The sequence below is a fragment of the Hymenobacter coccineus genome (assembly GCF_001816125.1).
Lineage (GTDB): Bacteria > Bacteroidota > Bacteroidia > Cytophagales > Hymenobacteraceae > Hymenobacter > Hymenobacter coccineus.
The window spans coordinates 46,493-73,257 of the sequence record NZ_MDZA01000011.1 but is presented as its reverse complement, the minus strand read 5'-3'; the positions used below and the strand labels follow the sequence as shown (position 1 = coordinate 73,257).

The window sequence follows — 26,765 nt, the reverse complement described above, 5'->3', positions numbered from 1 at the left end:
GCGCCCCGCCACCAAACCCTCCGCTGCCAAAGCCCCGCGCACCGCAGCCGCCTAGCGCGCCGCCTGCTACCCCTTCCCAAACGCCAATGGCCGCCACGCGGGTCGTTGGCGTTTGCCGTTTATAAGGATGAGCCCGGGGGCCCTACATCCACCGGGCCAAGTGGCGCTTGGCGGTGCTGGCCCACGTCTTCACGGTGCTCAGGGGTACGGCCATTTCCTCGGCCACCTCGGGGTAGGTGTAGCCGCCGAAATACAGCAGCTCCAGGGTGCGGCGGTGTTCGGGCCGCAGCCGGCCCAGCAGGTCGGCCAGGCCAATGTGCTCGGGCCGGAACGTGGTGGGCGCCGCGGGCTCGGTGCCGGTCAGCGCCAGCGCGGCGATGGGCGTGGTGCGCCGGCTCTGGCGCACGGCGCGGCTGCGCAGGTGGTCCACGGCGGCGTTGACGCAGATGCGCGCGGCCCAGGTGTAGAGCCGGCCCCGGGCGGGGTCGTAGGTGCCCACGGCCAGCCATACCTTCAGGAAGCCCTCTTGCAGCACATCCTCGGCGCTTTGCGGATCGTGCACCAGCCGGCGCACCTGGGCCAGCAGGGCCCTGCGGTAGCACCGGTAGAAGCGGGCCATCGCCTCCCCATCGCCGGTCCGGAGCTGCTGCACTAATTCGGTTTCGTCCTCGGACATCAAACGAGCGCTTGTGCGCAGGGGTGCGGTGCCCGTCAGCTACTGCGCAGGCTCGCTGCCCTTTCGCGCCCAAGCCAGCCGGCTGCCGGCGGGGCAAGCAAGGGCGTGCTGCCGCGGTGGCAACGAGTAGTGGACGGGCGGCGGAATGGGCCGGCTAGGCGGCCAGCAGGCGCCAGCACGCCGGCGTGCGGCGGCGGTGGCACCGGCCCTCGATGGCGTAGCGCAACTCCAGCAAGCTCAGGGCCCCAGCGGCGTAGGCCTCGTACAAGTCGCTGGAGAGGTTGCGCTGAGGCTCGCCCCAGGCCTGCACGCGGGCGCGGGCATCGGCCAGCGACTGCCGCCGCTGGGCCTCACCCGAGTGGCTCGTTGCGGCAAACCAATGCAGAATAGTTGAAGGCACGGTACAATTATTAGGTTTTTTGTAAATATATATATTTTATATAATAGACTTGTTCCCGAATAAGAAACGGCTGAAAATTTCAGTTGCTTTTGAACGCTGAACATCCATTCTTGCCAGACTAAGCTCGTATCCGCGGACTCTTTGAGAAGCCAATGTTTCTGGCTCCAAATACCGCTTGGAAATCCACTGATTTCTTACTGAGGAACAAGTCTACTATCTAAACAAGCACTGGTGCCACCTTATTTTGGTATGGCCACGCGCTGGGGGCCCCAACCCGGTTTTTTTGGGGTAGGCCCGGCGGGCGGCGCGGGTAGTGGAGGCACCAACCACCGTAACGGCCTTTTTCATAAAAAATTTTCTCTCGCTTTTGGCTGCCGGCTTGTGCAGCATCGGGGTAGCCCCCGCCTAAACCACCCCCGCCCAGACCGCACCCAGCGCCGGTACGGCCTCGCCCAACGCCGTGCCCAGCGGCACGGCCCCCGTGCCCGGCAACCCCGGCGGCGCGGTACCGGCTGGCGAAGTATTCACCAAGGGCGCGCCATCGGCCAGCGATGCGCAGGCCAAGCGCGCCGCGCGGAAGCAGGCCAAAATGGCCAACGGCAAGGGCAAGATGAAGGCTAAAATGTAGGCCCGCCCCAGGGCCCCAAAACCCGGCTTTTTAGCGCACAAAAAAATACTGACAAAACCCAAAGCCAATCAGGAAGTTGCCCCGTACATTGCTGGCCTTTCGAAGCTTTACGGCTTTGGCACTGGGGGCCCTGTTCCCCGCTTGCCCCGGGGCCCCGGCCACCTCTTCCCTTCCCACCCTCTACCCTTTTGCGCTTTGAGAAAATACCTCTACCCCGTGTTGTTGCTGGTATTTGGCGCGCTCGTAGCAGCCATCTACGTGTTCAAGAAGCCCGACCTGCGCGCGCCTGAGCTGCGGGAGCGCCACGGCCGCTTGGCCCTGGGCGGCGAGTGGGTGAACACGAAAAATGCCATTCAGGGCCTGCTGGCCAAGCTGCGCCAAGACCCCACCGACCAGAAAAGCCGCTTGCTGCTGGCCCAGGCCTACATGCAGGAAGGCCGCGTGACCGGCGACCACCCTTACTACGACGCCGCCGCGGTGCAGCTGCTCGACGACGTGCTGGCCGCCGAGCCCGACAACTTTGAGGCCCTGGCCTGTAAGGCGTCCATCAGCCTCACGCAGCACCACTTTTCGCAGGGCCTGGCGCTGGCTCAGCAGGCGCAGGAAATCAACCCCAACAGCGGCTTCGTGTACGGCCTGCTGACCGACGCCAACGTGGAGCTGGGCCGCTACGACGACGCCATCAAAACCGCCGACCGCATGAACCAGGTGCGCCCCGACCTGGGGGCCTACGCCCGGGTGAGCTACCTGCGCGAGATTCGGGGCGACGTGCCCGGGGCCATCCAGGCAATGGACATGGCTGTGAAAGCGGGCCTCGACGGCCTGGAGCAAACCGAGTGGACCCGTGTGGCCCTGGGCCACTTGTACGAGGTGAGCGGCGACCTGCCCAGTGCCGCGGCCTGCTACCAGCACGCCCTCGCCGACCGGCCCGGCTACGCCTACGCCCTGGCCGGCCTGGGCCGGGTGGCCGCCGCGCACCACGACTACGCCACCGCCATCCAAAACTTCCGCCAGGCGCGGGCCGAGGTGAAAGACTACGCCTTTACCGACGAACTGGTGGACTTGTACCGCCAGAACAAACAGCCGGCCGAGGCCAATAAGATGGCCCAAGAATCCATCGACATGCTGGCCAGCGCGGCCCAGCAGGCCAACGACAACGAGGCCCTGGGCCATTACGCCGACCGCGAGCTGGCCTACGCCTACCTCAAAACCAACGCGCTGGACAAGGCCCTGGCGCACGCCCAGATTGAGTACAAGCGCCGGCCCGACAACATCGACGTGAACGAGACCCTGGCCTGGGTGTACTACAAGCGCGGGGCCTACGCCGAAGCCGCCAAGTACATGCAAGTGGCCCGCCGCACCGGCTCCCAAAACCCCGTGCTGCTGGCCCGCGCCGGCCTCATCCTCCTCAAAACCGGCCAGGCCGCCGAGGGCCACACCCTGCTCGAAAAATCCCTCAAAACCGCGCCCTACCTCAACCCCGAGGTGAGCGCCGAGGGCGAGAAACTGCTGGCCCAGCGCTAGGGCCCCGCCATGCGCCGCCCGCCCGCCCGCCACCTGCTGCTCGTTGCCGCCGTGCCGCTGCTGGTGCTGGGGGCCCTGCCGGCCGCGGCCCACGTCATCGACGCCGACCTGAGCAAGCTCTCGCGCACGGAGGTGTTCTGGACGTATTTGCAGCTCGGCTATACCCACATTTTGCCGCTCGGGCTCGACCACATCTTGTTCGTGCTCAGCCTCTACATCCTGGAGCCGCGGCTGCGGCCGGTGCTCTGGCAGGCCACGGCCTTCACGGTGGCGCACTCCATCACGCTGGGGCTGGCCATGTACGGCTTCGTGCGGCCGCCGTCGAGCATCGTGGAGCCGGTCATTGCGCTGTCCATCCTGTTCGTGGCGATTGAGAACATCGTCAGCCGCAAGCTCAACCCGTGGCGGCTGGCGGTGGTTTTCGGGTTTGGGCTGGTGCACGGGCTGGGCTTTGCCAGCGCCCTCACCGGGCTGGGGCTGCCGCGCAACGCCTACTTCGGCTCGCTCATTTCCTTCAACGTGGGCGTGGAGCTGGGCCAGGTATCGGTCATTTTGCTCGCCTGGGCTCTCATCGGGCGCTGGGCAGCCGGCAAGCCCTGGTACCACGCCCGGGTGGTGGTACCGGTGTCGGCCGCCATCGGCCTAGTGGCGGCGTTTTGGACGGTACAGCGGGTGTTTTTTACTTGAACATACCTTTTTTGTACTATGATCATCATACCGCGCATGATGGATCTTCCTTTCTGCGGCAGTAATCAACAGAATTATTCCCGAATAACGGGCATTGATAATAAAGGCTAAAAACTGCCAACCGAGCACTAACAACCGACATGCGCCGTTCCCTCCTCGCCTTTCTACTCTTGGCTAACTACCTGCTGGTGGTGGGCGCGGGGCTGGTGGCGAGCCGGCCGGAGGTGCCGCGCTTTTCGGCGGCCCACCCCTACGTGCACAGCCTGGAGTGCCAGCAGCGCAACTACTTGCGCCTCGACTGCTTCGAGCGCTGCAACGGCGCCCAGGCCGCCCAGGCCAAACTGCCCGCCGGCTCGGGCCTGCACTTCCTGGCCCAGCTCAGAGGGCTGGATGTGCACTGCACCGTGGCCGCGGCGCTAGCGCTGGCCCCGCGGGGGCCCCAGTTGCCCGCCGGGGCCCCCGCGGTGGGCGGCCCCGTGGCCGAAGAAATCGGGTTTGCAGGGCCCCCAACGCCGCCACCCTGCTGGGGATAAAACCGGAAACAAGCGCCCATTCGCGGGCGCGTTTGGGAAGCCGCGGCCAGTGCGCCGGGGTCCCACTTTCTTGTTTTTCCTCTACCAGACGCACGGTGCGGGCGGTTTATGCCCGGGCCGCCGTCGTTTTTGGCGCATTATGCTTGCTTCACTTTTACTAAAATTACGGGTGAGCCGGCGGCCGGCGGCGGGGCCGTGGGCCGTGCTGGCGGTGCTGCTGCTGGGGGCCCCAGCCGCCCGGGCGCAGGCCCCGGCCGCCCTGCGCGGGACCGTGGCCGATTCGCTCTCGGGCCAGCCGCTGGCGGGCGTGAGCGTGGGCCTGGTGGGCCAGCCCGGCGGCACGGCCACCGACGCCCTCGGCCAGTTCCGGCTCCCGGGCCTACCCGCGGGCACCTACCAGCTGCGGCTGGGGGCCCTGGGCTACCGCCTGAAAAACACCCCGGTAACCCTACTGGCTGGCGAAACCCGGGGCCTCGCCGTCAGCCTGGCCACCACGGCCCTGAACCTGGCCGAAGTGACCGTGCGCCAGCCCCGCGACCCCAACCAGACGCTGGCCGCCATCTCGCACATCGACCAGACGCTGCGGCCCGTGAACTCGGCCCAGGACCTGCTGCGGCTCGTGCCGGGCCTGTTCATTGCCCAGCACGCGGGCGGCGGCAAGGCCGAGCAGATTTTCGTGCGCGGCTTCGACGCCGACCACGGCACCGATTTCGCGGTGAGCATCGACGGGCTGCCGGTGAACATGGTGAGCCACGCCCACGGCCAGGGCTACGCCGATTTCCACTTCGTGATTCCCGAAACGGTGGAGCAACTGAAGGTGTACAAGGGGCCCTACACGGCGCGGTTCGGCGATTTTGCCACGGCCGGGGCGGGCGAGTTTAGCACCAAAACCAGCCTCGACCGCAGTCAGGTGAAGCTGGAGGTGGGCCAGTACGACACCCGCCGCGCCCTGGTGATGCTCGACTTGCTGGGCACGCACCACCTGCTCAGCCGCAAGCCGGAAAGCGCCTACATCGCCACCGAGTACAACTTCACCAACGCCTACTTCGACAACCCGCAGCACTTCAAGCGCTTCAACGGCCTGGCCAAGTACACCGGCCAGCTCTCCGCTAAAACGGCGCTGACGCTCTTCGGCTCGTACTTTTCTTCGAACTGGGACGCCAGCGGCCAAGTGCCCGACCGCGCCGTTGAACAGGGCCTTATCTCCCGCTTCGGCAGCCTCGACGCCAGCGAGGGCGGCAATACCAACCGCACCAACGCCTACGCCGTGCTCACCACCGCCCTGGCGCACGATGCCGTGCTGCGCCAGCAGGTGTACTATGCGCGCTACAACTTCACGCTGTTCTCGAACTTTACCTTCTTCAAGAACGACCCGGTGAACGGCGACGAGATCAAGCAGACCGACACCGGCCGCAACCTCTACGGCTACACCGGCACCTACGATCGCGACGACCGCCTCGGCCGCCGGGCTCTGCACTCGACCCTGGGCCTGGGCACCCGCCTCGACGATTCGGAGCTGGGCCTGCGCACCGCCGTGCAGCGCCGCGTGCTCGATATCCTCAGCCTGGGCCACCTGCACGAGCAGAACGTGAATGCCTACCTGGACGAAACCCTGGAGCTGACCGACCGCCTAACGGTGAACGCCGCCCTGCGCGCCGACTTGTTCGTGTTCGATTTCCGGGGGCATCGGGCCGATTCGACGGGCGCGCCGGGGCCCCTGGCGGGCCGCGTGGTGCGGAGCCGGGTCTCGCCCAAGCTCAACTTTTACTACCAGGCCTCGCCGGCCGTGCAGCTGTTTGTGCGCTCGGGGCTGGGCTTCCACTCCAACGATGCCCGGGGCGTGGTGCAGGGCAGCGGCAGCTTCAACGCCCTGCCCCGCGCCTTCGGGGCCGAAGCGGGCAGCACCTTCAAGCCCGTGCCGGCGCTGGTGGTGAACGCCGCCCTCTGGGCCCTGCGCCTGCAAGACGAGCTGGTGTACTCCGGCGACGAGGGCACTACCGAGAGCGTGGGGCCCACCCAGCGCTACGGCCTCGACGTGTCGGCCCGCTACCAGCTCTCGTCCCGGTTTTTCCTCGACGGCGACTTTAACTACAGCCACGGCCGCATCATCGACGCCACCGAGGGCAACAACCACATCCCGCTGGCCCCCACCTTCACCAGCATTGGGGGCCTCACCATGCGCAGCCCCAAGGGCCTGAGCGCCAGCCTGCGTTACCGCCACATCGACAGCCGCGCGGCCATCGAGGACAACAGCATCCGGGCCCGGGGCTACTTCCTGCTCGACGCTGTGGCCGCCTACACCCGCCCCCGCTACCAAGTGGGCGTGCAGATGCAAAACCTGCTAAACGTGGCGTGGAACGAGGCTCAGTTTGCCACCGACAGCCAGCTGCGCGGCGAAACCCAGTCGGTGAACGAGCTGAACTTCACCCCCGGCACGCCCTTCTACTTAAAGGCCAACGCCAGCGTATTCTTCTAGCCTGGCGTGCCCTTCCGATTCGACGCCCGCGGCGGTTCGACGCTGGGTGCACCGCCGCGCGCCTTGGCTGGGTACGCGGCGGCGTGCCGGGCGGCTTCGTGCCCGGGCGCGGGCATTGCCGTGGGATTCAAAGTGCTTATTCACAAAATAAAAACCGGCCGTAGCACGCCGGTTTTTTTTGCGTTAAAGCACCTTGCTGGGGCCCTGTGCCACTTGGTGGCGCGGCCGGGCCAGGCCATTTGAACTTATCCAATATATTTTTTGAAAAAAAGTTCCTGCCGGTAAGTCCAAGGCGGGGTGGGCATCGTAGGTCCACGCGAGGATATAATTTATTGCATGCTATTGAGCCATCGGCTCCCATTGCTATGCCAGGCTGAGCTACGGTTATCGCCGTTTTGCCTGGTTTTTCGCTTCCCCGGGTAGGGGGCCCAGTGCCGGTTTCCCGGTGCCGCCGCTACCGTTTCGCTGCAATCAGTCACGTTGTCGGCCTTTATCCGGCCGTTTTTTTCTTCCCACGCTCCCGTCACGCTTCCCCCACTGGCAAAACCCAGTGCCGGCTTCGCCACGTCCATATTTGTTATTAACTTATTGTTAAACAATTAGTTAATTTTTGTTGCTTGCTGGTTTTTCACTTTTTCTCACCCATCGTTTCCCTATGAAAAGTTTTACTAAACCTCTCCAGTGGATGGTGGGGGTTGGGGCCGTTACGGCGCTCTCCGTGTGGAGCACCGTGCGGCACACGCCCCTCGAAGCCAGCAGCCACCGCGAAGCGCCGCTGATTGCCGACGACCCGCTGGCCGACAACACTGACGTGTACGCCTTCGTGGACCCCAACGACAAGGACCGCGTGGTGCTCATCGCCGACTACATCCCGTTTCAGCTGCCGCAGGGGGGCCCCAACTACTCCACCTTCGGCGAGAACATCCGCTACGAGGTGCACGTGAAAAACAACGGCGCGACGGCCGGCGACGACATCACCTACCGCTTCACGTTCACGCGCACGAACGAAGACCCCACCACGTTTTTTAACGTGCGCCTGAACAAGCAGAACCTCAAAACCACCTACACCTGCGAGAAAAGCGTGAACGGCGGGGCCTTCACCGCAATCGTTACCAACGGCGTGGTGCCGGTTTACAATATCGGGCCCCGCTCCATCAGCACCGGCGTGGGCCTGAACCAGCCCTCCTACACCGACCTGCGCCAGCGCGCCGTGACCACCGCCACCGGCGGCGGCGGCGAGCAGGTGTTCTGCGGCTCTTCCGACGACCCGTTTTTCGTGGACCTCGGGGCCGTGTTTGACCTGGCCGGCCTGCGCATCAACCAAGGGGCCCGCGACGGCCTGGCGCAGTACAACGTGCACTCCATTGCGCTGAGCATCCCCATTGCCACGCTGCAAAAAGACAAAAAGCCGGTTTCGGCCGCCGCCAACATCCTCGACGGCGACTACGTGATTGGCGTGTGGGCCTCGGCCAGCCGCCCCTCCATGCGGACGCTGAGCGCCGTGGGGCCCCACCGCCGCCGCCGGCGACTACGTGCAAGTGTCGCGCCTGGGCATGCCGCTCACCAACGAAGCCATCAACCCCATCGGCGATAAGGACGCCTGGAACCGCACCACGCCCTACGCCGAAGCGGCCATCACCGACGATTACCTCTCGAACCCCGAGCTGGGCCTGTATATGGACGACCGGCAGTTTGGCGGCGCCGTGCCGGCCCTGGCCGCGTTGCGCATCCAAACCAAGTCGCTGGCGGGCACGCCCGGCCTGCCGGCCAACGGCTTCGACTTCGGCAATACGAAATCGGGCCTGTTCCCGCTGAAAGGCAACCCGGCTCTGAACGGCACGGCCCTGGCCGACAACGCTTTCGGCAACTACTTACTCGTGGCCGGCAAGCCGCGCTCGGTGGACATCAAGCCGATTTTCCACACCGGCGTGCCCAACCTGCCCCCTTACCAGCTCGCCACCGGCAAAGGCGGCAACCCCCTGGCTCCGGGCAAGCCGTTCGTGAACAACTTCTTGCCCCTGGCCGCCAACACGAATGGCAACGTCGGCGGCGACATGCTGCGCCTGAACATGGCCGTGCCCGCTACGCCGCGCAACTCGCCTGATTTCAGCAACCAGGGCCTGCTGGCCGCCGCCGTGCTCGGCCTCACCGACGCGCGCTACAATGGCAGCACCGCCATCCAGAACATCCCCAACATGGACGGCTTCCCCAACGGGCGCCGCCTCGAAGACGAAGTAGTGAAGATTGAGTTGCAAGCCGTTAGCGGGGCGGCCCTGGCCGCCATTGGCCTGTGGTACGACGACTACGCGCCCACCAGCCCCTCGCCGGTGACGCCCCAGCTGAAAGGGGTCCTGAATTTCGCCACGGGCGTGGAGAAGAACGACACCACTTTCCGCGCGACTTTCCCCTACGTGCAGACGCCATGGCAGGGCTACCGCATCCGCCGCTAACGCATTTTCTTCACTTTGACTCGTCCGACTATAATGAATCCTAAATTTATACCCAAGTTCCTGCTGCTGCCCGCTGTGGCCGTGACGGCGGCCGTTGGGCTCTCGGTGTGGAGCACGGCCCACACCCCCCTCGAAGCCAGTAGCCACCGCGAAGCGCCGCTCATCGCCGACGACCCGGTGGCCGACAATACCGACCTCTACGCCTTCAAAGACCCCAACGACGCGAGCCGCGTGGTGGTCATCGCCAACTACATTCCGTTCGAGCTGCCCCACGGGGGGCCCAACTACTCGACGTTTGGCGAGAACGTGCGCTACGAGGTGCACGTGAAAAACAACGGCGCCACCGCCGGCGACGACATCACCTACCGCTTCACCTTTAAGCGGATGAACGAGGACCCCAGCACGTTCTTCAACATCCGGCTGAACAAGCAGAACCTCAAAACCACCTACACCTGCGAAAAAAGCGTGAACGGGGGCCCCTTCTCGGCCATCGTGACCGACGGCGTGGTGGCCCCCAACAACATTGGGCCCCGCTCCATCAACTCGGCCGTGGGCCTGAGTGAGCCCTCCTACACCGACCTGCGCCAGCGCACGGTGACGCCCGCCAGCGGCGGCGGCGGCGAGCAGGTATTCTGCGGACCGGCCGACGACCCGTTCTTCGCCGACCTGGGCGCCATTTTTGACCTGGCCAACCTGCGCCCCGCCGGGGCCACCGACGGCCTGGCCCGCAAAAACTGCCACTCCATCGCCCTGAGCATTCCCGTTGTCACGCTGCAAAAGGACGGCAAAGCCGTAACGGCCGCCGCCAACATCCTCGACGGTGACTACGTGATTGGCGTGTGGGCCTCGGCCAGCCGCCCGGCCATGCAGACGCTGAGCGCCAGCGCCGGCAACGGCGCCAGCGGCGATTACGTGCAGGTGTCGCGCCTGGGCATGCCGCTCACCAACGAAGTCATTAACCCCATCGGCGGCAAAGACCGCTGGAACGCGCTGACGCCCTACAACGAGGACGCCGCCACCGACGCCTACCTCTCGAACCCCGAGCTGGGCCTGTACGTGGACCAGCGCCTGTTTGGCGGGGCCGTGCCCCAGCTCACCGCCCTGAGCGTGCAAACCAAGTCGCTGGCCGGTTTCCCCGGCCTGCCGGCCAACGGCTTCGACTTCGGCAACACCCAGGGGGGCCTGTTCCCGCTGAAGGGCAACCCCGCCCTCGACGGCACGGCCCTGGCCGACAACGCTTTCGGCAACTACCTGCTCGTGGACAAGAGCCCCCGCTCGGTGGACATCAAGCCCATCTTCCACACCGGCGTGCCCAACCTGCCCCCCTACCAGCTCGCCACCGGCAAGCCCAAGGGCAGCCCGCTATCCCCCGGCAAGCCGTTCATCAACAACTTCCTGCCCCTGACGGCGGCGGGCCGCACCAACCCCGGCGGCGACATGCTGCGCCTGAACATGGCCGTGCCCGCCACCCCGCGCACCTCGGCCGATTTCAGCAACCAGGGCTTGTTGCAGGCCGCTGTGCTTGGCCTAACGGACCCACGCTTTGCGGGTACGGGCATCCAGAACATCCCCAACATGGACGGCTTCCCCAACGGGCGCCGCCTGGAGGACGCCGTGGACCAGATTGAGCTGAAAGCCGTGGGCGGCGTGGTACTGGCCGCCATTGGCCTGTGGTACGACGACTACACGCCCGCCAGCGCCTCGCCCGTAACGGCCCAGCTGGGCGGCGTGCTGGCCTTTACAACCGGCGTGGAACGGAACGACACAACTTTCCGGACTTCGTTCCCCTACGTGCAGACGCCGTGGATTGGCACGGGTTCGGCCAGCGGCCCGACCAACACCATCATCATCCCGAACCTGACCGTGAGCACGGCCATGCCGGTGGAAGCCGGCACGTACAACAACATCACCATTACCGGCACGGGCGTGGCGGCCTTCAACGGCCCCATCGTGGTGAACGGTACCCTGACCGTGCAAGCGGGCGGCGTGTTGAACACCCGCGGCGTGCTGGCCACCAACTGCCTCCCCATAATGGGCGCTGGTAGCTTTGTGCTGATGCCCGGCGCCACGCTGCGCATCTGCGATGCCGCCGGCATTGCCGCCTCGGGGGCCTCGGGCTCCATCCAGCTGAGCGGCACGCGGACGTTTGCGCCCGACGCCACGTACGAGTTTAACGGCCTGGACGCCCAGTTGAGCGGCACGGGCCTGCCCAGCCAGGTGCGCAGCCTGACGGTGAACAACGCCGCCGGCCTGACCCTGAACAACGGCGGCGTGCGCGTCGCCCAAGTACTGGCCCTGACCAGCGGCAACCTGAACACCAGCGCCGCCCAGCCGCTGACGCTGCTCTCGACGCCCACCGCCGGCACCGCCCTGGTGGTGAACACCAGCGGCGCCGTAGTAGGGCCCGCCACCATGCAGCGCGCCATCGACCCGGCCTTCAACGCTGGGCCGGGCTACCGCCACTACAGCTCGCCGGTGGCCAACACCACCCTCAACGACCTGGGCACCAACACGCCTAGCTTCAGCCCCATCTTCAACCAGGCCTACAACTCGGCCGGGGCCAACGCCGGGGCCGTGACGCCCTACCCGAACGTGTTCGGCTACGACCAGGCCCGCGTGACCAGCGGCGCCAACGCCACGAGCGCCTTCGACATGGGCTTCGTGGTGCCGACGGGCAGCGACCCGATGGGCATCATGAGCGGCTACGCGGTGAACATTCCGGCCACGGCCGTGGTGGACCTCACGGGCACGCTCAACAACGGGCCCCAGAGCCGCACGAACCTGATGCGCGGCACCCTGCCCCAGAGCGGCTGGCAGCTGCTGGGCAACCCCTACCCTTCGCCCCTGGACTTTAGCCTGGTGGACGGCGTGACGCGCACCAACCTCGACGACGCCGTGTACGTGTACCAGAGCACCGGCCAATACGTGGGCCAGTACCGCAGCTACGTGAACGGCGTGGGCAACCCGCAGATTTCCGCCATGCAGGGCTTCTTCGCCCGCGTCAGCGCCGGGCAGACGACGGGCAGCCTCGCCCTGAACAACGCCGCCCGCGTCACCACGTTTGCCACTACCCCGAGCTTCAACCGCGGGGGCGCCGAAACCCGGCCCCTGGTGAACCTGAAGCTGCAAGGCGCCGCCCTGCTGCTGGCCGATGAGACCAACGTGTACTTCGAGCAAGGTGCCACGGCCGGCTACGACGCCAAGTACGACGCCTACAAGCTCCCCAGCTCGTCGGGCCTGAGCATCAGCAGCTTCGCCGCCGCCGATGCGCTGTCCATCAACGGCTTGCCGCCGCTGGTGGCCACGGTGGCCACCACCGTGCCACTCGACGTGCAGGTGCCCAACACGGGCGTGTTCACCCTGAACGCGGCCAGCGTCGTCAACTTCGCGGCCAACACGCAGGTGCTGCTGCTGGATACCCAGACCGGGGCCCGCATCGACCTTAAGCAGCAGCCCCAGTACACCTTCACGGCGGCCACCAAGGCCATGCCGGGCCGCTTCAGCCTGTACTTCGGCCCCTCGGCCGTGCTGGCCACCGCCCCCGCCGCGCTGGCGCAGCAGGTGCAGCTGTACCCCAACCCGGCCCGTGGCAGCTTCACGCTGCTGCTCCCCGCCGAGCTGGGCCGCGCCCCCATCACGGCCACGCTCTACAACCAGCTGGGCCAGGTAGTGTCGCAGCGCACGCTGCCGATGACGGCCGCCGGTGCCACGGCGCAGTTCGACGTATCGCACCTCGCCTTCGGGATTTACACCCTGCAAATGACCGGCGGCAGCACCAAAGTGGTGAAGCGCCTAACCATCATCCAATAGCCTGCCGGCCGCGCCGGGTGGGGGCCCCAATCCCCGCCTGGCGTGGCCCTGGGCTTGCTTTTTCCGATTCATCTCCCCCTCTCTTTTACCTTCCTTTTGCCATGAAAAAGAATATCCTGTTCGTCGCCCTGTTCGGCACCGTTGCCTGCTTCCTGCTCGCCGTTGCCCCCGCCCTGGCCCAAGACGGTCCCGGCTCGGGGGGCCCCACGCCCAACGCCCCCACCGCCGTACCCATCGACGGCGGCGCGTCCATCCTGCTGGCCAGCGGCGTAGCCCTCGGCCTGAAGAAGCTCCGCGAGCGCCGCCGCGCCCGCTAGCTTTCCCGGGGCCCCATTTGCTTTAGTTGCTGGTTGTCAGTTGCTGGTTGTCAGGCCCAATACACCTATTGGGCTGCCTACTAGCAACTGACAACTAGTATAGGACAACCAAGGACCTAGCTTGAATCCTATATTTATTCGAGCGTCACAAGCTAATTTTCAACGAAAAAGCTAATAGCTACCCGCTAGAAGCTAATGGCTCAACACTCAAATGGCTGTTATTTTCAATAAAACCGTCCGGCCGCAAGTGCGATTTCTGGCCGTGGCCACCGGGCTGTACCTGCTCTGGTGGCTGGGCTACGAGCACGGCCTGGGCCCCGACGGCCGCCTCGACCACGCCCTCTCGGTGCAGGTGGCGCGGGCCGCGGCGTGGGGCCTGCAAGTGTGCGGGTTTGCGGCCAGCACGGTGCCCACCTCCCCCACGCTGCTGCGCATGGCGGGCCAGCCGGCCGTGCTGGTGGGCGACCCGTGCAACGGCCTGGTGCTGTACGCGCTGTTTGCCGGCTTCGTACTGGCCTACCCCGACACCGGACGGCGCCGGGGCTGGTTCATCATGGTGGGCATCATCGCGCTGTACTTCGTGAACGTGGCGCGCGTGGCCGTGCTGGCCCTCAACCACACCTACTGGTACCACACCGTCGATTTCAACCACCACTACACCTTCACCTTCGTGGCCTACGCGGCCATTTTGGGCCTGTGGGCGTGGTGGACGGGTAGCCGGCCGGCCGGCCACTCAGGCCATGTCTCCGCCGCGTAAGCTCCGCCCCCCGGCGCGCACCTGGGCCCACTGGCTGGCGCTGGCCTTGTTCGTGGTGGTGCTGGTGGTGCTGGGCCAGTTTCAGAAAGAAGTGTTTGCGGTGCTGACGCGCCTGTGGCGGGTCCCCGGGGCCCTGGTGGGCGGGCCTGCCCCCACCGCCGGGGCCCCCGGGCTGAGCCAGCACAGCCTGCCGGCCTCGGTTACGTACCACTTGCTGTACGCCGGGGCCAGCGCCGGGGCCCTGCATGTATTGTTGCGCGGGCGTGGCACCCGCTGGGTGGTAGCAGGCTTCGGGGTGGCGCTGGTGCTGGGCGTGGGGCTATTGGCCGCTGGCCGCGCCGGCCACTGGCCCACGGCCACCGAGCAAGGCCACTTGCTAATTGGCGCGGCCTCGTCGCCGCTGGCGCTGCTGGCCGGCTACGCGCTGGCCCTGTTGGGCCAGCCGGGGGCCCCGCCTTCAGAAGCATAGCCGCTTTATGCTTTGATGCGTGCTTAGGCCGCTGGGTTTTGCCCAGCGGCCTAAATGCGTTTTTAGGGCCCCCAAGCAGTGGCGAATCGCCAAGTATGCTAACCGGGCAGCCGCTGCACGGGCAGGAACAAAGCGCTTAGCCTACCTTTGATTTCTACAACCAAGCGCCATGAAGTCTCATCCCCTCGAAGAGCTATACACCAAGTTTGCACCCGAAGCCGGCGCCGCGGCCGGGGCCCTGCTGCCAGTGGACCGGCAGCGGGAAATCGGGCATTTCAACGTCTTCAATGTGGCGGACCTGATGCTTGATTACCGCAACCGGCCGCCGATGACGTTCGACCGGCGGGCGTTCTACAAAATCAGCTTGATTCGCGGGCGCAGCCGGATTGAGTACGCCGACCAGGGGCTCGACGTGGCCGGCAACAACCTGTGGTTTGCCTCGCACCGCGTGCCCTACCGCTGGCTGCCGCACGACCAAGCGCAGGCGGGGTACTTCTGCGTTTTTACCGAAGAGTTTTTGCGGCCCGCCAACGGGGGCCTAGTGCTGCACGAATTGCCGATTTTTCAGCCCGGCGGCTGCCCGGTGGTATCACTCACGGACGACGAATACGCAGCCATCGAGGTTATTTTCAAAAAAATGACCCTGGAAATTGCCTCCAGCTACGCCTATCGGTATGACCTACTGCGCGCCTACTTGCTGGAGCTGATTCACCTGGGGCAAAAGCTCCAGCCGGCCCCAGCCCTGGCGCCGGCGCACTCGGCCGCGGCTCGGCTGGGGGCCCTGTTTGCCGATTTATTGGAACGGCAGTTTCCCCTGGAAACCCCGCAGCAGCAGCTGGGCCTGCGCACGGCCACCGACTACGCCGGCCACCTGGCCGTGCACGTCAACCACCTGAACCGGGTGCTGAAGGAAACGACCGGCCACACCACCACTGCCCTCATCGGCGGCCGGGTGGCGCAGGAAGCCAAGATGCTGCTGAAACAAACGAACTGGACCGCCTCGGAAATTGCCGGCAGCCTGGGCTTTGCCGACGTGGCCCACTTCTGCAACTTCTTCAAGCGCCAAACGGGCCTGGTGCCGGGGGCTTTTCGGGAATAGTGCGATTGTTTGAATTATTCAGCAGATGGTTTGGTCCGCGCAACGCCGCCGCCGCCCGCCTGCCGGACCTTTGTGGGGTACTTACTGATCACCCCAAACAGACCACCACATGCGTGTTTTCGTAACCGGCGCTTCGGGCTTCATTGGCTCGGCCATCGTTCAAGAACTACTCGGCACGGGCCACCAGGTGCTCGGCCTCGCCCGCTCGGAGGCCGCCGCTCAGGCCCTCATCGCCGCGGGCGCCGAGGCCCACCCGGGGTCCCTCGAAGACCTCGACAGCCTGCGGCGCGGCGCGGCCGCGGCCGACGGCGTAATCCACGCGGCCTACGGCCACGATTTCTCCGCCTACGAGGCCGCGGGCCAGGCCGATAAACTGGCCATTGAGACGCTCGGCAGCGCGCTGGCCGGCTCGGGCCGCCCCTTGCTGGTCACTGCCGGGCTGGCAGGCCTGGCCCTGGGCCGCCTCGGCACCGAAGAAGACACGCCCGGCCCTTCGCCCCGCTTGTCGGAGCCGGCCGCGCTGGCGCTGGTAGCGCAGGGCGTGCGGGCGTCGGTGGTGCGCCTGGCGGCCTCCGTGCATGACCTCGGTGACCTCGGCTTTGTGCCCACCCTCATCAACATTGCCCGCCAAAAGGGCGTGGCGGCGTACGTAGGTGAAGGGCTCAACCGCTGGCCCGCCGTGCACCGCCTCGACGCGGCCCACCTCTTCCGGCTGGCGCTGGAGCACGGCGTGGCCGGGGCCCGCTACCACGGCGTGGCCGACGAAGGCGTATCGATGCGCGAGCTTGCGGCCATCATCGGCCGCCACTTGGGCGTGCCGGTCGCCAGCAAATCACCCGCGGAGGCCGCCGACCACTTTGGCTGGATGGCCCGCTTCGTCGGCATGGACATGCCGGCTTCCAGCGCCCTCACCCAGCAGCAGCTAGCTTGGCACCCCAGCCACAAGGGCCTGCTGGCCGATTTAGAGGAGGGCAGCTACTTCAAGTAGCCGATCAGTAGCTCGGACTACAAAGTCCAAGCTACATTTTAGGGCCCCTAGCGCTTTTCCGTCAGGCTGATGGCGTAGCCGCCGCCCGGCGCGCAGTACTGCGTGAGCTTGGTTTTGCTGGTGACGCTGAGTTTGCGGATGGCGTAGGCCTGCGGGTTTTTCTCGTAATGCGCGTTTTTGCCGTCGGCATAAATCGTGGCCAGGTACGTTTTGCCGGGTTCCAGGAAGCTGAGGTTGATGCGGGAGGTGCGGCCCTGTTCGTCGCAGGTGCTGCCCACGAACCAGCTACTCTTGCCCTTGGCTTTGCGGGCAATGGTGATGTAGTCGCCGGGCTCGGCTTCGAGCACTTTCGAGTCGTCCCAGTCCACGGCCACGTCCTCGATGAACTGGAAGGCGTCGAGGTGCTTGTTGTAGGTTTCGGGCAGGTCGGCCGCCATTTGCAGCGGGCTGTACATCGTCACGTACAGGGCCAGCTGGCGGGCCAGGGTGCTGTGCACAAACGACTTATTCCCGGGATTATACGCGCTGATTTTCGTCTGGAAAATGCCCGGCGTGTAGTCCATGGGGCCCCCAATGAGGCGGGTGAACGGCAGGATGGTGGTGTGGTCGGCGTTGTTGCCGCCGAAGGCCTCGTACTCGGTGCCGCGGGCGGCCTCGTTGCCAATCAGGTTGGGGTAGGTGCGGGCCAGGCCGGTGGGGCGCACGGCCTCGTGGGCATTCACCATGATGTGGTGTTTGGCGGCCTCCGTGATGGCGTAGAGGTAGTGGTTGTTGAGCCACTGGCCGTAGTGGTGCTCGCCGCGGGGCAGGATGTTGCCCACGTAGCCGCTCTTCACGGCGGCGTAGCCGTTGTCGTTCATGAACTGGTACGCTTTTTCCATGTGCCGCTCGTAGTTGCGCACCGAACTGCTGGTTTCGTGGTGCATGATGATTTTGATGCCCTTGCCGGCCGCGTAGCGGTGCAGTTCCTGCACGTCAAAATCAGGGTACGGCGTCACAAAGTCGAACACGTAGTCCTTGCTCTGGCCGAACCAGTCCTCCCAGCCAATGTTCCAGCCCTCCACCAGCACGGCGTCGAGGTGGTGCTGGGCGGCGAAGTCGATATACTCCTTCACGTGGGCCGTGTTGGCGGCGTGCGTGCCGTTGGGCTTGACGGTGGCGTAGTTGATGGAATCGAGCTTGATGTTGCCGCCATCGGTGTAGGCCCACGTGCTTTTGCCGGTAATCATTTCCCACCACACCCCCACGTACTTGGTGGGCGTTATCCAACTGGTGTCCTTGTACTTGGTGGGCTCGTTGAGGTTGAGCACCAGCTTCGACTCCAGAATATCGCCGGCCCGGTCGCTGACGATAACCGTGCGCCAGGGCGACAGGCAGGGCGTCTGGAGGTAGCCCTTGTTGCCCTGCGCGTCGGGCGTGAGGTGCGATTCGAGCACGAAGGTCTTGTCGTCCAACTCCAGCGACATCGTGGAATAGTCGATCAGGGCCGCCTCGTGCAGGTTGATGTACAAGCCGTCCTGGCTCTTAAGCATGAGCGGCGTTTGCACGCCGGTGGGCGAGAACGTGGTTTGCGAGGAGTTGCCGGTCACGGCCCCTTTCATCAGCCCGCGCACCTCCGACAGTTTCGAAGTAGTGGTGCTGTACTCCTGGGTGTCGTAGTCGCCGGGCAGCCAGAAGGCCTTGTGGTCGCCGGCCAGGGCAAACTGGGTGCGCTCCTCCTTTACCACAAAATACGCCAGCTCGGGCTGCTTCGGAAACTCGTAGCGGAAGCCCAGCCCGTCGTCGAACACCCGGAAGTGCAGCACCATAATGCGTTTGGTGGCGGCCTGCGCGAGCGTGACGGTCAGCTCATTGTAGTGGTTGCGGATGGTTTTGGTTTCGCCCCAGACCGGCGTCCAGGTCTGGTCGAAGGCCGTGGTTTTTGCCTCGCGCACGGTAAAGCCGCTCGTCAGCCCAGGGCCCTCTTTCAGCTCCAGGCCCAAGTGGCTGGGCTTGATAACGGCGCGGCCCTTGTAGGTGAGGGCGTAGGTGGGCACGCCGCCGGCTTCCAGCGAAAAGGTGAGCGCCAGGTTGGCGTTGGGCGACTTAATTTCTTCGGCGTGCGCGAAATTCCAACAGCACACGAAGCTGACCAAAAGCAACGACTGGCGAAAGAAACGGCGGGGCGCCGACCGGCGGGCGGGGGACGGGTGGGACATGGCGGGGAAGTGCAGGAAAACCGGGACGGGAGCGGGCGGGCCAAACCGGCCCAGGACATCCGCCCCCCGCCCCAAAGGTAACCCAGGCCCCCGGCCGTCACCCTACGCGGTTGGGGCCCCGGCGGCGGCGCCACCCGCCGCCACCAGCCACGTGTAGGCCTCGGGCACGTCGTGGAAGGCCATGACCGTGGGTGCGGCCGCCGCCAGGGCCAGCGTCACCTCGGCCGAGCGCCAGCTGCCCGAATCGGCCGCGTACACCCAGGCCATGTGCCGCAGGCCGGCCGCGTGCAGGCCCGGCAGCAGCTCGCTAATGACCCACCCGGTGCTTTCCGGAAGCCATTGGCCGGTCACGTTGGTGTTGTCGTTCAGCAGCTTGCGGCAGCCCGTGGCTTGCAAAAAATACTGCACCTGCGCCGCGCCACACGCCACCGATTCGCGGGTTTGGGGCCCCGCCAGTCCACGTACAGCCACCCCCGGGGCACGTCGTGCCCAATGGTGACGAATGGCCAGGATAACAGCAGCGAATACGGCATGGCGCAGAAGTTTTTAGCCCGGGCCTTGGCATAAATCGGGCCATAGTATACAAGCTGGAGCGGCCTGAATCGGGCTGCAATTGCCCAGGAAGGCATTAAGTTGCAAATTGCTTGCAGCTTGGATTTGGAAACCCGCACGTGGGCACGGCGAGCATCTCCGCGGGGGGATTGGGCTACCGGAAAGGCTCGCGCTCGGGCTACCCAGTTCGGGGTATAGATTGCGCTTGCGCTTAGTCGAGCCCATGGGGCCAGAGGGGGTATTCGGCCAGTACTTCGGCAAGCAGCTGGCGCAGTGCGGGCGTCATGGCGTGGGCGCGGGGCAGCAGGAAGCGGGGCTTGGTAGGGTCCACGTAGCCGGTGAGGGCTTCCATGTCGGGTGGCACGAGGGCGGTGAAGCCCATGGCCCAGTCCGGAAACATGCGCTGCTCGGCGGGGCCATCCACCAGCACCTGCAGGTTGGTGTTGCGGTCGTCGAGGCGAATGCCCGATATCAGGCTGCGGATGGCGTCCTCGGGTCCCTCCAGAATCTGGAAGAACACGCCCGGGGTGTTGTCGGGCCCGTCGCTGTAGAGCAGCAGGCCCGTGATGCGGTGGGCTTGGTTGAACAGCCGGGCCTTGTGCAGCAGCTCCTGCAAGGCCTCAACGCCCAGCGGCGCCGTGGCGCGGCTCAGGTAGACGAAGTGGTGCAGGGCAAAAGGGCGGGTGGGCATGGGAGTACGAAGAAACGTAGCCCGCCCAGCGCAGGTTCGCCGCCAAACCGCCTGCGGAGGAGCACCAAAGCCATTTTTTTACAGATATTCAATGAATTATCGCTGGCAAGGTTGGTCTTATTTTTATCGGACCGGCGGTCGGCTGGGGCCCAGGAAACTTTGGGCGCCGCCCGGGGCTTGTAGGCCAACCACCGGCCGCCGTTTGGAGTACAAGCCTCGAGGCCTTGGTTTTGCCATTCTTTTCCTTTCTTTACTCATGAAAACTTCTGCTCTTCGCTACGCCTTGCTGCCCGCCGTACTGGCCGGCGGCGCGGCTTTGTTTGCCCTCGCGCCGGCCGCGCCCCGCGTGGCCCCCGACCCCGGCAACGCCGGCCTGAAGCTGCCCGCGGGCTTTGGGGCCTTGGTAGTGGCCGAAACCGGCGGCAAGGCCCGCCACCTCGCCGTCTCGCCCGAGGGCACGGTGTACGTGAAGCTCAACAAGCCCACCGCCCAGGGCGGCATCTTGGTGCTCAAGCCCACAGCCACCGGCAAGGCCACCGTGACCAGCGGCTTCGGCAACTACGGCGGCACGGGCATGTACCTGAAAAACGGGTACTTGTACGCCTCGTCCGACAAAGACGTGTACCGTTACAAGCTCGACGCCAAGAACCAGGTGGTGAGCCCCAGCCAGCCCGAGCTGGTGGTGGCCGGCCTCAAGCTGGGCCAGGAGCACGAGAGCAAGTCCATCGTGCTCGACGACGCCGGCAACCTGTACGTAAACGTGGGGGCCTACTCCAACTCGTGCCAGGTGAAGGACCGCGAGAAGGGCTCAATGGGCATTGCAAATTGCCCGGTGCTGGACTCGGCGGGCGGCATCTGGCAGTTCAAGGCCGATGGGCAGCGCCAGCGCCAGGCCCAGGGCACGCGCTACGCCACCGGCCTGCGCAACGTGGTGGGCCTCGATTGGAACGCGAAGGACAACCAGCTCTTCGTGATGCAGCACGGCCGCGACCAGCTACACGACATTTTCCCGGCCATGTACGACGAGAAAACGTCGTCGCAGTTGCCGGCCGAGTGCATGTACGCCGTAAAAGGCGGCGACAACGCCGGCTGGCCCTACATCTACTACGACCCCGCCAAGCACGAGAAAATGCTGGCCCCCGAGTACGGCGGCGACGGCAAGAAGGCCGTGACCGACAAGTACATCAACCCGGTGGCCGCCTACCCGGCCCACATGGCCCCCAACGCGCTGCTGTTCTACACTGGCACCATGTTCCCGGCCAAGTACCGCAACGGCGCCTTTATCGCCTTCCACGGCTCCTGGAACCGGGCCCCCGAGCCCCAGATGGGCTACTTCGTTGCTTTCCAGCCCTTTAAAGACGGCAAGCCGAATGGCCCATACGAGGTGTTTGCCGACAACTTTTCGGGCTCAGCGGCCAAAACGGCTTCGGGCCGCGCCGACCACCGCCCCTGCGGCCTGGCCCAGGGCCCCGACGGCTCGCTCTACGTGAGCGACGACTCAAAAGGCACCATTTTCCGCATCGTTTACAACAAGTAGCATGATCCGTTCTTCTCTTTTGGGGGCTTCCCTGCTGCTGGTCGCGGCCCTGGCGCTGCCAGGCGCCGGGCCCGCCGGGGCCCAAACCAAGCCCAAGGCCAAACCCAAAGCCGCCGCCGGGGCCCCCGCCCCGGCGCTGCTGGCCCAGGGCAAGCAAGTGTATATCCAGTACTGCCTCAGCTGCCACCAGGCCGACGGCGGCGGCGTGCAGAACATGAACCCGCCGCTCACCAAAACCGAGTACGTGCTCGGCGATAAAGCGCGCCTAACCAACATCCTGGTGCACGGTTTCGCGGAGAAAGTGGAAATCCAGGGCGAGACGTACCGCAACGTAATGCCGGCCCACGACTTCCTCACCGATGCCCAAATGGCCGCCGTGCTCACCTACGTGCGCAACTCGTTCGGCAACAAAGCCAGTGCCATCAGCGTGGCCGAAGTGAAAGCCACCCGCGCCGCCGGCAAGTAGCTTTTACCGTAGTAAAACGGCCCGTTCGGGGCCCCCGCTAATTGGTGCGGGGGCCCCGAACGGGCCGTTTCTTTTGTCAGAAATTGCGCGGAGGGCCCTACGCCCCGAACTGCACCCGCAGCACGTGCCGCCGGCCGGCTGGCTCGAAGGCGTAGCTCACTCCAAACCCGTAGTATACCCCGATTTGCTGCACGATGCTCAGGCCCAGGCCGGGCGAGTCGGCGGTGGCGCGGTGCTTGCGGAAGCGCTCAAAGAAGCGGGCCGGGTCGCCGCCCGGGTCGGCCCCGGGGTTGCTGATTTCCAGGTAATTGCTGCCCAGTATGGCCGTTACGTCGCCGCCCGGCTCGTTGTGCTTGATGGCGTTGTGCAGCAAGTTGTGCACCAGCGAATCGGCTAGGCCGGGGTGCATGTGCAGCACCAGCGGCGCGGGCGCGTGCAGGTGCAGGACTAGGCCCCGGGCTTCGAGCAGGGGCCCCAGCTGCTGGCTTTTTTCGGCCAATAGCTCGCCGAGCCGCACCGGCGCGGCGGCGGCAAACTGGCGGTTCTCGATGCGGCTGAGCAGCCCCAGCGCCTGGTGCAGGCGCGAGAGGCGGCGTGTGGCCCCGTACAGCTCGGCCAGCAGCGGCGCGGCGGCGGGGTCCTGCTCCAGGGCCGGCAGTTGCAGCAGTTGCTCCAGCTGGGCCTGCATGATGGCCAGTGGCGTCTGGGTTTCATGGGCGGCGTTGGCCGTGAATTCGCGCAGGTTTTCGTAGTCGGCCACCAGGCGCTGGCTGAGGTGTGTCAGGGCTAGGTTCAGCTCGGCAAACTCGGCGATGGCGGGCGTAGGCAGCGCCAGGGGTCGGTGCTGCTGCAAGTCGTAGCTGCGCAGGGCCCCCAGCGTGTGCCGAAACGGGGCCCACAACCGCTCCGTCAGCCAGCGGTTGAGCAGGGCCGCGCCGCCCAGCAGCGCCGCCAGCACCCCCAGCATGGTGGCCAGGATAACGCGCACCAAGTCATCGGTTTCCACCAGCGACTTGCGCACCGTAACCCATACAGGGGGCCCCACGGCCGGGCGCACCGCAAACGTGAGCTGCCGGTGCGGCACCGACTCGTGCTCCAGCGTGTCGCGCAGCAGCACGTCGCCGAAACCCAGCGGCCGGGGCCCCGCGCTCACCTCCAGCCCCGACTCGAACGGGGGCCCCGGCAGCGGCCGGCCGGCACGCACCAGCTGCTCCACTTCGTGGCGGCGAATATCCAGCTGTTCGCCCACCTCGTGGCGCAGCGCTTGGTTCACGCCCACGTACAGGGCCCCGCTGCCCACCGCAAACAGCACCGCCGCCAGGGCCAGGTAGTAGCGGTTGGTAGCGGCAAGCAGCTTCATGCGGTGAGTTGGTGAATGAGTGAGTTGGTGAATGCCTGCTGTCATACTGAACGCAGTGAAGGATCTACTCACCGCTGCACGGCGCGCAGTGAATAATTACTGCAAAACGTTCGGCTGTCCTCAGATCCTTCACTGCGTTCAGGATGACAGCCGATGTTCAAAACAACAATACGCCCGAAACCTGCATCTCAAAACCTACTCGCTGCTCAGCTTATACCCGACGCCGTACATGGTGCGGATGTAGTTATCGGCGCCTTTTTCTTGAAGCTTTTTGCGCAGGTTTTTAAAGTGGGTATAGATGAAATCGAACGAGTCGGCGGCGTCCACGGCGTCGCCGCAGAGGTGCTCGGCGATGGCTTCTTTGGTGAGCACACGGTCGGGGTTGGCGAGCAGGTAGAGGAGCAGGTCGTACTCTTTACGGGTGAGCGTGAGGGGTTCGCCACGGACCAGCACTTCGGCCTGATCGGGCCACACCAGCAGGTCGCGGAACACGATGTGGTGCTGGCCCTGGAACTGCCGCCGCCGGATGATGGCCCGCAGCCGGGCGTTCAGTTCCGAGAGGTGAAAGGGCTTGACGAGGTAGTCGTCGGCCCCCAGGTCGAGGCCGGCGATGCGGTCCTCCAAGGTGTCCCGGGCGGTGAAGATCAGCACCCCGGCCGGCGAGTTGTCCGCCTTGAGGGCCCGCACCAGGTCGAGGCCGTTGCCGTCGGGCAGCGTCAGGTCGAGCAGCACGCAGTCGTAGCGGTAGAGCTTGATTTTCTCGTAGGCCTGGGCAAAATCGGCGGCCACTTCCACCACGTAGCCGCCGGGGCGCAGCGACTCGAGCAGCACAGCGCGCAGGGCGGGTTCGTCTTCGACGAGCAAGAGCTTCATAAAAAGATAATCTGGCCGCGGGCGGGAAGTTTCGCCGGCCAGGGGGCGAAAAAACGAAGCAAACCTGGAGAGAATCTGTGGGCTGGCCCGGCGTGTCCCTCCTGACAGGGCTGCGCCCCCTTTTTGGGTAGACCCCAAGTGTTTTTAATAATTCTTCTAATTAGATCGGTTTTCAAGTTGGTATATGGTCCGGTCGGTCGGCTTTTTTAACCGGCCTACCAGTTTGACTAGCTACCACTGGTTTTCCCTGACGATAAGCGGTCGGCCGGCTGAAAAAGCGGCGACGGCGGCGGCCAGGCCGTACACTATAGCCGGTCTACTCCAAGCCGCGCTTGGCGGTCCCCGGGCAGGGCATCACGCCCTACCCATACCTGCTGCGCGAGCGCCCGGCCACGGCAACCACCGGAGTAGGGAGCGGCTGACATCACCTGCATTCCCATGGCCAGGGGTTTCCTCTACCTGGTCGCTGTGCGCGACTGGCACGCCCACTACGGGCTCAGTTGGGAACTGTCGAATACGCTCGACGTAGGCTTCCCACGGCGCTGAGCGAGGCCCTGGCCTAGGCGGCACGGTCATTTGCAGTACCAGCGCCCTGGCCGTCACCGGCGCCCGCGTGTATGTGACCGGTAGTTGCTGGGGGGGGGGGTCACCCGATTTGGCACCGCCGCGCGCTCATCTGTGCCTTCGGCGCCGCTGAAGCTCTATGTGGCCCGGTTTACCGAAAGCGGCCCCACCAGCCGCTACGACTGGGTTACCGCCGTCAGACCACCTGGTACTACGGTGCCTCCCCGAGAAACCTTGTGCGTTCCACCGCCCCGCAACAACGTAGATTGAAGTCAATACAGTGGCAGCAAGTGGCTCATGCGTGTACATAGCTGGCGGTTTCAACGGCCAGCTCCAATTCGAAGCACGTGTCCTGAGATTTGCCAGCCAAATCAATCTGGCAGCTTTCTTGGCCTTGTTCACGGATACCGGCCGCTAACAGCGAAAAGGTTGGCAGCCATGGGCAGGTTGAGCCTGTAGAGCATGATAGCCACCATTTAGAACGGGGCAGCTCTGTCAGGCCAGCCACCGTCGCACAGGATAAAATTGAATAAATCCAATATATGGAAGATATGTTTGGAGAAGATTTTCTTGTGGAAGGCAAGTATATAAGGCACACTTAAGATTTCCCTATTATTTGTAAGTATCTGACAATAAATCATATTATGCTCATTCATGAACAGCTTGCAGGAAAGATTTAAGTGAGATTAGTAAGCTAATTTGAACTATGGATAGGATAAGTTATAAAATATGATTATTATTAGTATTAACAAAAAAATGTCTATTACTTTGCCAGCGAAGTTCTTTCTCTATTAAGGCGTTGCTTGTGCCTGGAGTTATCACCTATTTTTTAACCTTACTACTTTTATAACCATGCAAAATTCCATCTTTAGTAAGCTCAATACTGCTCAGTTGCTGCCGACCCGGTTAGGTGGGAAGGCTTTATGGCGGCAATTGCTGCTGTGCTGTGCACTCGGTCTGGCCGCTTCGGCCCAGGCCAGCCCTGTTGCCGCAGGCGCTGACAAGCCCAGCAAGGCTATCGGTTCCAACGAGAAGGTAATAATTTGCCATAACGGCCATGATATCAGCGTGTCGGTTAGTGCCTCGCAAGCCCATTTGGATCACGGCGACCAATTAGGCAGTTGCTCGGGCGATGTCCCCGTAATACTGGCCCGCAATACTAATCAGCACCGCATTGCACGGCGCTAAAAGCGTCCAGTCTGCAAAGCTTGCAAGCAGGTACTATTGAAAGTTCTTCAAACCAACAAAAAGCCTTTCACCCAGACGGTGAAAGCTTTTGTTGGGTGTTCAGCACAGACCATCGTGTGTCCTTTACCAAGCACCATTGTAACCTTTTCTGCTGCTATGTTCATGAAGAAAGCATGGCTTGCTTGCATCTGGTTAAATGCTACCTCTCTCTCCTACTAAGTAGAACGCTTACCTCGATTTTTAGGAGCATTATCTGACATAGCTGCTAAATATTAGGGTAAATTTAATAGCATAATTATACAAAATTTATAACAGCAATATAAGGCCCGTTTATTACATAATTTATTGTAAAATTTTTATTAATTCAAGATAATTAAGTACCTGATATTTATTTAAGCAACTTAGCTTTTTTATACAAGTTAAAAGCGCAAACTTCGAATAATATCATTACACGAACAGATTTTCGAAACCTCAAGCTGTGCTGGCCTATTATTATTTATTAGTATTATTATCGTCTCAAAA

The 26,765-nt window shown here is 64.2% G+C and carries 23 protein-coding genes; 16 read left to right on the top strand and 7 right to left on the bottom strand.

The annotated features are described in order from the left end of the window. Positions 1 to 142 precede the first annotated feature (142 nt). Positions 143 to 676, bottom strand: a complete 534-nt coding sequence (locus BEN49_RS01025; RefSeq protein ID WP_070739504.1) for an RNA polymerase sigma factor — start codon at positions 674 to 676, stop codon at positions 143 to 145. Positions 677 to 830: 154 nt separating this feature from the next. Further along, positions 831 to 1,076, bottom strand: a complete 246-nt coding sequence (locus tag BEN49_RS01020) for a hypothetical protein (RefSeq protein ID WP_070739501.1) — start codon at positions 1,074 to 1,076, stop codon at positions 831 to 833. 460 nt (positions 1,077 to 1,536) lie between these two features. Here BEN49_RS01020 and BEN49_RS27455 point away from each other — a divergent pair, with 460 nt between their 5' ends. The 13 genes from BEN49_RS27455 (at position 1,537) to BEN49_RS00955 (ending at position 16,814) form a co-directional block, all read left to right on the top strand. Next, positions 1,537 to 1,704 carry a hypothetical protein gene (locus BEN49_RS27455; RefSeq protein ID WP_158022700.1) on the top strand — a complete coding sequence of 56 codons (168 nt, stop codon included), beginning with the start codon at positions 1,537 to 1,539 and terminating at the stop codon, positions 1,702 to 1,704. Positions 1,705 to 1,899: 195 nt separating this feature from the next. Further along, complete coding sequence (locus BEN49_RS01010; RefSeq protein ID WP_125916383.1) at positions 1,900 to 3,228, top strand: tetratricopeptide repeat protein; 1,329 nt, start codon at positions 1,900 to 1,902, stop codon at positions 3,226 to 3,228. A gap of 9 nt (positions 3,229 to 3,237) precedes the next feature. After that, positions 3,238 to 3,915 (top strand): HupE/UreJ family protein, encoded by a 678-nt coding sequence (locus BEN49_RS01005; RefSeq protein ID WP_070739492.1) that lies wholly within the window; start codon positions 3,238 to 3,240, stop codon positions 3,913 to 3,915. A gap of 140 nt (positions 3,916 to 4,055) precedes the next feature. Next, positions 4,056 to 4,448 (top strand): hypothetical protein, encoded by a 393-nt coding sequence (locus BEN49_RS01000; protein ID WP_125916381.1) that lies wholly within the window; start codon positions 4,056 to 4,058, stop codon positions 4,446 to 4,448. Between the two features lie 139 nt (positions 4,449 to 4,587). Further along, the gene (locus BEN49_RS00995; protein WP_083325651.1) at positions 4,588 to 6,924 is read left to right on the top strand and encodes a TonB-dependent receptor; all 2,337 of its coding nucleotides are present in this window, start codon (positions 4,588 to 4,590) and stop codon (positions 6,922 to 6,924) included. Positions 6,925 to 7,579: 655 nt separating this feature from the next. Next, on the top strand, positions 7,580 to 8,518 hold the full coding sequence (locus BEN49_RS30350) for a DUF4331 domain-containing protein (protein ID WP_317040373.1): 939 nt from the start codon (positions 7,580 to 7,582) through the stop codon (positions 8,516 to 8,518). Next, the gene (locus tag BEN49_RS30345; RefSeq protein ID WP_317040372.1) at positions 8,463 to 9,374 is read left to right on the top strand and encodes a DUF4331 family protein; all 912 of its coding nucleotides are present in this window, start codon (positions 8,463 to 8,465) and stop codon (positions 9,372 to 9,374) included. The genes BEN49_RS30350 and BEN49_RS30345 overlap by 56 nt, the downstream gene beginning before the upstream one ends. A 33-nt stretch (positions 9,375 to 9,407) precedes the next feature. Next, a complete protein-coding gene (locus tag BEN49_RS00980; protein ID WP_070739483.1) occupies positions 9,408 to 13,184 on the top strand; it encodes a T9SS type A sorting domain-containing protein in 3,777 nt (1,258 codons plus the stop codon). Positions 13,185 to 13,285: 101 nt separating this feature from the next. Beyond that, positions 13,286 to 13,501 carry a PID-CTERM protein-sorting domain-containing protein gene (locus BEN49_RS00975; protein ID WP_070739480.1) on the top strand — a complete coding sequence of 72 codons (216 nt, stop codon included), beginning with the start codon at positions 13,286 to 13,288 and terminating at the stop codon, positions 13,499 to 13,501. 211 nt (positions 13,502 to 13,712) lie between these two features. After that, positions 13,713 to 14,258 carry an exosortase X gene (xrtX, locus tag BEN49_RS00970; protein ID WP_070739479.1) on the top strand — a complete coding sequence of 182 codons (546 nt, stop codon included), beginning with the start codon at positions 13,713 to 13,715 and terminating at the stop codon, positions 14,256 to 14,258. After that, on the top strand, positions 14,242 to 14,727 hold the full coding sequence (locus BEN49_RS00965) for an XrtX-associated membrane protein (protein ID WP_070739476.1): 486 nt from the start codon (positions 14,242 to 14,244) through the stop codon (positions 14,725 to 14,727). Before xrtX ends, BEN49_RS00965 begins: the two co-directional genes overlap by 17 nt. A 169-nt stretch (positions 14,728 to 14,896) precedes the next feature. Continuing rightward, complete coding sequence (locus BEN49_RS00960) at positions 14,897 to 15,826, top strand: helix-turn-helix domain-containing protein (RefSeq protein ID WP_070739473.1); 930 nt, start codon at positions 14,897 to 14,899, stop codon at positions 15,824 to 15,826. Positions 15,827 to 15,935: 109 nt separating this feature from the next. Continuing rightward, positions 15,936 to 16,814: an SDR family oxidoreductase gene (locus BEN49_RS00955; protein ID WP_070739470.1), complete on the top strand. Its 879-nt coding sequence runs from the start codon at positions 15,936 to 15,938 to the stop codon at positions 16,812 to 16,814. Between the two features lie 47 nt (positions 16,815 to 16,861). On the opposite strand, the gene BEN49_RS00950 is transcribed toward BEN49_RS00955, so the two are convergent. The 3 genes from BEN49_RS00950 to BEN49_RS00940 all read right to left on the bottom strand — a co-directional run bounded on the left by BEN49_RS00950 (position 16,862) and on the right by BEN49_RS00940 (position 20,255). Beyond that, complete coding sequence (locus BEN49_RS00950; protein ID WP_070739467.1) at positions 16,862 to 19,012, bottom strand: glycoside hydrolase family 97 protein; 2,151 nt, start codon at positions 19,010 to 19,012, stop codon at positions 16,862 to 16,864. Positions 19,013 to 19,114: 102 nt separating this feature from the next. Then, complete coding sequence (locus tag BEN49_RS00945) at positions 19,115 to 19,483, bottom strand: hypothetical protein (protein WP_125916379.1); 369 nt, start codon at positions 19,481 to 19,483, stop codon at positions 19,115 to 19,117. Positions 19,484 to 19,775: 292 nt separating this feature from the next. Then, positions 19,776 to 20,255, bottom strand: a complete 480-nt coding sequence (locus tag BEN49_RS00940) for a BLUF domain-containing protein (RefSeq protein ID WP_070739461.1) — start codon at positions 20,253 to 20,255, stop codon at positions 19,776 to 19,778. A 256-nt stretch (positions 20,256 to 20,511) separates the two neighbouring features. Between BEN49_RS00940 and BEN49_RS00935 the strand changes: the two genes are divergently transcribed. Together BEN49_RS00935 and BEN49_RS00930 are read left to right on the top strand one after the other, a co-directional pair. Further along, entirely contained in the window at positions 20,512 to 21,792 is a 1,281-nt protein-coding gene (locus BEN49_RS00935; protein WP_070739458.1) for a PQQ-dependent sugar dehydrogenase, read from the top strand. 1 nt (position 21,793) lies between these two features. Further along, positions 21,794 to 22,258, top strand: a complete 465-nt coding sequence (locus BEN49_RS00930) for a c-type cytochrome (protein WP_070739455.1) — start codon at positions 21,794 to 21,796, stop codon at positions 22,256 to 22,258. A 97-nt stretch (positions 22,259 to 22,355) separates the two neighbouring features. Here the strand turns inward: BEN49_RS00930 and BEN49_RS00925 are convergent, their stop codons facing one another. Further along, the gene (locus BEN49_RS00925) at positions 22,356 to 23,618 is read right to left on the bottom strand and encodes a sensor histidine kinase (protein WP_070739452.1); all 1,263 of its coding nucleotides are present in this window, start codon (positions 23,616 to 23,618) and stop codon (positions 22,356 to 22,358) included. A 195-nt stretch (positions 23,619 to 23,813) separates the two neighbouring features. Next, positions 23,814 to 24,491 carry a response regulator transcription factor gene (locus BEN49_RS00920; RefSeq protein ID WP_070739449.1) on the bottom strand — a complete coding sequence of 226 codons (678 nt, stop codon included), beginning with the start codon at positions 24,489 to 24,491 and terminating at the stop codon, positions 23,814 to 23,816. Between the two features lie 1,416 nt (positions 24,492 to 25,907). Here BEN49_RS00920 and BEN49_RS26465 point away from each other — a divergent pair. Continuing rightward, positions 25,908 to 26,243: a hypothetical protein gene (locus BEN49_RS26465; protein WP_125916375.1), complete on the top strand. Its 336-nt coding sequence runs from the start codon at positions 25,908 to 25,910 to the stop codon at positions 26,241 to 26,243. Positions 26,244 to 26,765: the final 522 nt, after the last annotated feature.

Coding starts and splice junctions, on each gene's coding strand:
- BEN49_RS01025 (WP_070739504.1), bottom strand. CDS start 676: ATGTCCGAGGACGAAACCGAATTAGTGCAGCAGCTCCGGACCGGCGAT.
- BEN49_RS01005 (WP_070739492.1), top strand. CDS start 3,238: ATGCGCCGCCCGCCCGCCCGCCACCTGCTGCTCGTTGCCGCCGTGCCG.
- BEN49_RS01000 (WP_125916381.1), top strand. CDS start 4,056: ATGCGCCGTTCCCTCCTCGCCTTTCTACTCTTGGCTAACTACCTGCTG.
- BEN49_RS00995 (WP_083325651.1), top strand. CDS start 4,588: ATGCTTGCTTCACTTTTACTAAAATTACGGGTGAGCCGGCGGCCGGCG.
- BEN49_RS30350 (WP_317040373.1), top strand. CDS start 7,580: ATGAAAAGTTTTACTAAACCTCTCCAGTGGATGGTGGGGGTTGGGGCC.
- BEN49_RS00980 (WP_070739483.1), top strand. CDS start 9,408: ATGAATCCTAAATTTATACCCAAGTTCCTGCTGCTGCCCGCTGTGGCC.
- BEN49_RS00975 (WP_070739480.1), top strand. CDS start 13,286: ATGAAAAAGAATATCCTGTTCGTCGCCCTGTTCGGCACCGTTGCCTGC.
- xrtX (WP_070739479.1), top strand. CDS start 13,713: ATGGCTGTTATTTTCAATAAAACCGTCCGGCCGCAAGTGCGATTTCTG.
- BEN49_RS00965 (WP_070739476.1), top strand. CDS start 14,242: ATGTCTCCGCCGCGTAAGCTCCGCCCCCCGGCGCGCACCTGGGCCCAC.
- BEN49_RS00960 (WP_070739473.1), top strand. CDS start 14,897: ATGAAGTCTCATCCCCTCGAAGAGCTATACACCAAGTTTGCACCCGAA.
- BEN49_RS00955 (WP_070739470.1), top strand. CDS start 15,936: ATGCGTGTTTTCGTAACCGGCGCTTCGGGCTTCATTGGCTCGGCCATC.
- BEN49_RS00950 (WP_070739467.1), bottom strand. CDS start 19,012: ATGTCCCACCCGTCCCCCGCCCGCCGGTCGGCGCCCCGCCGTTTCTTT.
- BEN49_RS00940 (WP_070739461.1), bottom strand. CDS start 20,255: ATGCCCACCCGCCCTTTTGCCCTGCACCACTTCGTCTACCTGAGCCGC.
- BEN49_RS00935 (WP_070739458.1), top strand. CDS start 20,512: ATGAAAACTTCTGCTCTTCGCTACGCCTTGCTGCCCGCCGTACTGGCC.
- BEN49_RS00930 (WP_070739455.1), top strand. CDS start 21,794: ATGATCCGTTCTTCTCTTTTGGGGGCTTCCCTGCTGCTGGTCGCGGCC.
- BEN49_RS00925 (WP_070739452.1), bottom strand. CDS start 23,618: ATGAAGCTGCTTGCCGCTACCAACCGCTACTACCTGGCCCTGGCGGCG.
- BEN49_RS00920 (WP_070739449.1), bottom strand. CDS start 24,491: ATGAAGCTCTTGCTCGTCGAAGACGAACCCGCCCTGCGCGCTGTGCTG.
- BEN49_RS26465 (WP_125916375.1), top strand. CDS start 25,908: ATGCAAAATTCCATCTTTAGTAAGCTCAATACTGCTCAGTTGCTGCCG.